Genomic DNA, 5,826 nt, shown 5'->3' on the forward strand with positions numbered 1-5,826 from the left:
TTCCACGATGGTTCCAAACCCATAGCTTCGCTTGTTATACGAGGTCTATCGCCCCTACCAGCTCAAACATGGTTTTTTGGAGGTCGTGGGAGAACTGTTTTTGTTACGAGGTCCAAAGCCTCTAAAGCCCCTTCGTTCTCCCGGCTCCCCCCATCGTAAAACAGCAAAAAAAATAGGCCAACCAGTAATAACTGGCTAACCTGATAATACGAAAAGCCGCTAAATTAGCGACTTTCTATGGAACTATGTTCTTGTCCACAGACACTTCTTTTATGGATCTTTTCCTATCGATTGTGTATTGAATATGGACACTAACGTCGTGGTGGTTTAGCAAAATAAAACCCGTTGGATTCAAATCTTCAACGGGTTTTTAAAAAATAATTTTCTAACACAAAAGATCAACTGATCTTTGAAGCTGATTATTCCTCATCATCTGCTCATGATCATCATTGCAATTTTCCGACGTGTAAACGAAATCATTGTTTGGATTTTTTCTTTACTATGTTCATCCTGATACGAATATTCCAACAACGATACTTCAAAACCCCCTTTCAACTGTATCACTGCATCCACTAATGTTACCCCTAACCACTTACCTTTCAATTAGTTATCTTTCATAAGGTGTGAATACGTTTACCTTGCGAAAATGAATTAATGCATCAAATGACTCGTCTAAAATCATGCCTGAATAGTAGTTTTCTATCTTACGATGATTAGGATCATTCAAATCAACACCATTTAGGCTACCTACATAAGGCATCTTTAACTCATCCTTGGAGATTAGCCGGTTTAATTGCTCATCTTGCTTCGCACGATCAAAATCCAAGAAATAACGATCCGCCGGCAATTGCTTCAATGAATTTAGTAATAAATTATCACTATGAATAGTGAAGGTAGGCGGATTTGGATCCGTCATAATCTTTGAGTCTGCTGCTAATACGCCCTCATTAAAGGATGTTCCGATAGCATAATAAGCATCGCCATAACTTTCCTCCAGAAGCTCACCTATATATGTAAGTTTAAGCATTTTGCTATCTACATTAATATTTTCATCTTTTGCTGCATTAACAAAATTGTAAGCGGTAGCTCTATTCTTTTTCGAGATATGACCATTATGACCTGCAATTAGAACGGGTCCATTCGCTTGGTTTAAAATCCAGTCTACCGTTTCCTTCATGGCTTTATCACGATGGTTTGAAGAGGAAACAAAGTGAAGATACCCATTCCCCTCGCTAAAATCTCGAAGCAAAGAGTCATTGATCACTGAGTAGGTAACATAAATAGACTGGATATTCTGCATTGCGGCCTCATACATTTGTTTACTGGATTTGGCGATAAGAAGATCAGCATTCATATCCATCCGGTGTATCAATTGTTCAATAAGCTGAACATCCTTTTGGATCAGTGGACTCCATTGTCGTTGTAGCTGTTTATAATCACTTTTAGTCAATGCACGTTCACTGATTGGAGTAATGATATCGCCGAGTAATTGATTCGATATTTCCCACAGGTCAAAACTGCCGACCTGTATACGGTTAAGCTCTTTGGAGAGTTCACGATCCACCTCTTTTAAATAATTATCAAGTGTGGGTATCATCAGTTCTGATCGCTGAACATCCATGCCCCAATATTGAAGCTGTTCTTCACTAGATGCGGAACGGTTATATTCTCGCATCCACTCAAATAATTCAGACATTTCTTGTGTATGGTAAAAGGGAAACCATTTTTCCCATGCTTCTTGCAGCTCGATTTCCTCGCCCGATAGATACCGATTCATTAATTCTGAATTAGCAAAATCCTCTTCTAATACGAATGTTCGAACCCCATACTTTTCAACAAGCACCTTAAATACATCAAGCCGTACAGACTGGAATTCACCGTTGTTATGAGTTGCTTCGCCTAAACCAATAATTTGGACACCATCGGGTACTGTCAATTGATTAACGGGTACAGCATATTTCTCTAGTTTATTAGTTAGATCAACTGGTTGACTAGAACAAGCAGTAAGTAATATCGATATAACGCTCACCAATGCTAAAATAAATCGCCTCATTGCTGTAACTCTCCTCTCCATAGTAAATAAGTGCCTATAACATAAAATCCCATATAAGGAATTCTATAATGTTATTGAGTAATCCTTCTCGTTAGTTGATGATCTAGAGCAGTGAAATGTAGTTAAGTGCTTATCCTAATCGGTAATCGGACGATGTTCTTGTCCTTTTCGGCAATCGGTATACAAGTTCTTGTCCTTGACTCGGGACAAGAACTTGTACCGATAAAATGAAAAAAGCCGCTAATAGCGACTTTCAAAGGGACCATGTTCTTGTCCCCCGACATCTTCTTCTCGGCGAATTATATCGTAGTGTAACCCCTTTTTTTATGTTAATTGTCGCACCGACACAACAAGGTGAATTGCCGGGTTGTGGTATCATCAACAACCAACTAAAAGAAATTCTAGTCGAGGTCGGAAACCCGTTATTCTCCCAAGTTTGAGACAGTAACGGGTTTCCTTATAATTAATGTCAGTGTACCAAATTCGGGTTGAACTGCTTGAGATGATTCTACCCCATACGCGATGTGCCTTTTTTAGAGAATCGACTCCGTAAGTAGAATAGAATTTTTGGCTGGGCATATTTAAATTTAACCGTTGGTCCTTTAATCGAATTTCCTGATAATTACTACATTTCAAATCTCTACCCTTTTCCACACTTCACTTTTGACTCAAAGCACTCATAATGATTGTTATCGCGGGAGTTCCAACCATTTTATGTGTTGATCTGCTCTGCTTCAACACTTTCTGGCAATACACTTGTAATGCTAGTGAAGTGAGCAAAGCGATCAAAGTCTTCTTTTTCATTAATAGAGTTTAGAAGAATCGGTTCAAATTAATCGTTCATATAAAAAATCCACCACATGCTGCACTTCCATCTTATCGGTGTTGCCGTGCTTTTCTACGCCCAGCTTCATCTGCAGCAAACAGCCCGGATTGCTGGTCAACAGGTATCGCGCCCCGGTAGCGTTAACGTTCTCCATCTTATGCTCCAGGATTTGACCTGCCATTTCCGGATGCGTCACATTGTAGATGCCGGCCGACCCGCAGCAGCGATCCGCCTCTTTCATCTCTTCGAAGATCACATTGCCCACCTGACGGATGAGCTGCCTCGGGGCTGCACCGTTACGCATGACGTTTCGCAAATGGCACGAATCCTGATAAGTTACCACGATAGGTTCGTGGACTGAGGCCGATGATTCGGCAAAGGATGGAAGCCTTCCGTGTTCCAGCAACAGCTTGCTGATATCCACCACCCTGCTTTCAAACCAAGACGCTTGTTCTTTCCAAACCGCATCCTCGTGCAGCAAATGATCATATTCGATCAGCAAGGCGCCGCAGCCGCCGGCATTGGAAACAATGTAGTCCACATTCATTTCCTTGAATACCTTGACATTCGTTCTTGCCAAATCTCTGGCCAGTTCCATTTCTCCACTGTGGGCATGCAGCGCTCCGCAACAGACCTGCTCGGGAGGAATGACAACCTCAAACCCTGCTTCGGACAGCAGTTTAACGGAATTGCAATTCGTCTCGGCAAACATCACATCCATAATGCAGCCTCGGAACAATGCGACGCGGGCTATTGGCGTGCCTTTGGCCGGATACACGGTCCCAAGCTTCTCCACGACTCCATGTGCGCCAGCGTCAGGTAAAATGCTCTCCATTTGTTGCAAGTGGCGAGGAAACAGCTTCATCATGCCGGTTCCTCTTGCAACGCGCCGCAATCCGGATTTCTGATAAAATTTCATCGCTCCGCCAAGTACCTTCAAACGGTTGCGATGCGGGAATATGCCGTTAAAAAACAGTTTGCGCATTCCTTTGACTGGGAGCGAGTGGTTCGGATGATCCTCGATCGCATCCCTGGCCTTCTCAATCAGTTGACCGTATTTCACATCGGCCGGACATACCGGTTCGCATGCCCTGCAGCCGAGGCAGTGGTTCATCTGGTCTCGGAACATGCCATCAGGCTCCATCAGTCCGTCAACAACGGCCTTCATTAAAGCGATGCGCCCGCGCGGCGACTCCGGCTCCACGCCGGTTTCCCTGAAAGTAGGGCATGCCGGCAGGCAAAAACCGCAGCGCATGCAGTTGGTCAATTGATCGTAATCCAGCTTTTCGAGCAAGGTGCGGGCCAAAGGATTGGCGTGATCGATTTTCGGTTTCTTGTCCAGGCTTGCTTGAGCGTTCGGCTGCAAATTGATTTGCGTGTTGGTTTGACTAGCCATGATGGATAATCACCCTTTTCTTGGTTTCCTTGGCAAACATTTTGCCCGGATTTAATATGTTGTCAGGATCAAACGCCTTTTTGATCCCCTTCATGACCTCAACGCCGGAAGCGCCGATTTTCCATTCAAGGAACGGGGCTTTCACCACGCCCACGCCATGCTCGCCGGTTATGGTTCCGCCTAACTCGAGAGCGGCAGCGAAAATTTCCTCAAAAGCTTGCTCCACTCGATGAATCTCTTCTGCATCCCTCGCATCCGTCGTCGCCGTCGGGTGCAGATTTCCGTCGCCAGCATGACCAAAGGTAGCGATGGTGACATTGTATTTTTGGGCAATCTCATTGATCCGCCGGACCATGTCGGCAATTTTGGAGCGGGGAACGGTAGCGTCCTCTAAAATCGTGGTCGGTCGCAGCCGTGCCAGCGCCGTAAACGCGCTTCTTCTTGCCGTCAGCAACCGCTCAGCTTCCTCTCGGTCAGCGGCAACCTGAATCGAGTCTGCCTGCTCCCGTTCGCATATTCGGCGGATCATCTCAATATCTCTTTCCACGGTTTCGGGATCGCCGTCTTGTTCGATTAGCAGAATCGCTTCCATATCCAGAGATAGCCCTAGCTTGGCAAAATCGTCAACGACGCGTATGGTCGGATTGTCCATGAACTCCAGCGTCGCCGGAATGATCCGAGATTCGATAATCGCGGATACGGTGCGAGCGGCTCCATACAGGTCGCGAAACATGGCAAGCATGGTCATTTTGGATTTAGGCGGAGGAATCAGCTTGAGCGTCGCCTCCGTTATAATCGCCAGCGTCCCTTCGGATCCGACCAGCAGCTTGGTCAGATCGTACCCGGCCACGTCTTTCATCAGCTTTCCGCCAGTGCGGATGATCTCTCCGTTCGCTAGCACGGCCTCCAGTCCGATCACGTAATCCTTGGTCGTACCGTATTTCAAACCTCGGAGACCGCCGGAGCATTCCGCGATATTGCCGCCGATCGTCGAAATGCGCATGCTGCTTGGATCCGGGGGATAGAACAAGCCCAAGGATTCGATATGGTTAATAAAGTCCGCGGTAATGATGCCCGGTTGAACCCTGGCGACCAGATTGTCCGTATCCAGTTCAAGCAGCCGGTTCATCCGATGCATAACCATGACGACCCCGCCCTGCACCGGGACGGTGCCGCCGCATAAATTGGAACCGGATCCCCTGGAAATCAAGGGGACTTTATAGGCGGATAACACCTTCATGATGGCGGAAACTTGTTCCGTGCTTTTAGGATAGATCACAGCATCCGGGATTGCCTGCAGCATTGGTGTCCCGTCATACGAATGGGTAATTCGGGCTTCCTTGTCTTCCCGGAAGTGGGTATCGCCGACAATGGCTCGCAACTGCGCGGCGAGAGCCGAGTCTAACATATTAACGTTCCCTCCCTTTTGTTATCCAGCCGGCTGCCTTTCTTTTAGAGCATCGCATCGTTGCGATGTCAGAAAGGACCCCGCAACCATCGGAGGCCACTGAAAAAGTCCTTCTCATAAAAAAAGGTACGGCTCCTCAAGAA

The 5,826-nt window shown here is 46.2% G+C and carries 3 protein-coding genes; all 3 read right to left on the bottom strand.

Features of this window, described 5'->3' with window-relative positions:
- Nucleotides 1-607: 607 nt before the first annotated feature.
- The 3 genes from J7E85_RS33745 to J7E85_RS33755 all read right to left on the bottom strand — a co-directional run bounded on the left by J7E85_RS33745 (nucleotide 608) and on the right by J7E85_RS33755 (nucleotide 5,683).
- Entirely contained in the window at nucleotides 608-2,053 is a 1,446-nt protein-coding gene (locus J7E85_RS33745; protein WP_215164310.1) for an erythromycin esterase family protein, read from the bottom strand.
- Between the two features lie 827 nt (nucleotides 2,054-2,880).
- A complete protein-coding gene (locus J7E85_RS33750) occupies nucleotides 2,881-4,275 on the bottom strand; it encodes a (Fe-S)-binding protein (protein ID WP_215164311.1) in 1,395 nt (464 codons plus the stop codon).
- On the bottom strand, nucleotides 4,268-5,683 hold the full coding sequence (locus J7E85_RS33755; RefSeq protein ID WP_215164312.1) for an FAD-binding oxidoreductase: 1,416 nt from the start codon (nucleotides 5,681-5,683) through the stop codon (nucleotides 4,268-4,270). The genes J7E85_RS33750 and J7E85_RS33755 overlap by 8 nt, the downstream gene beginning before the upstream one ends.
- Nucleotides 5,684-5,826 lie beyond the last annotated feature (143 nt).

This window comes from Paenibacillus sp. ISL-20, from assembly GCF_018613005.1.
In the GTDB taxonomy this organism is placed as follows: domain Bacteria; phylum Bacillota; class Bacilli; order Paenibacillales; family Paenibacillaceae; genus Paenibacillus_AQ.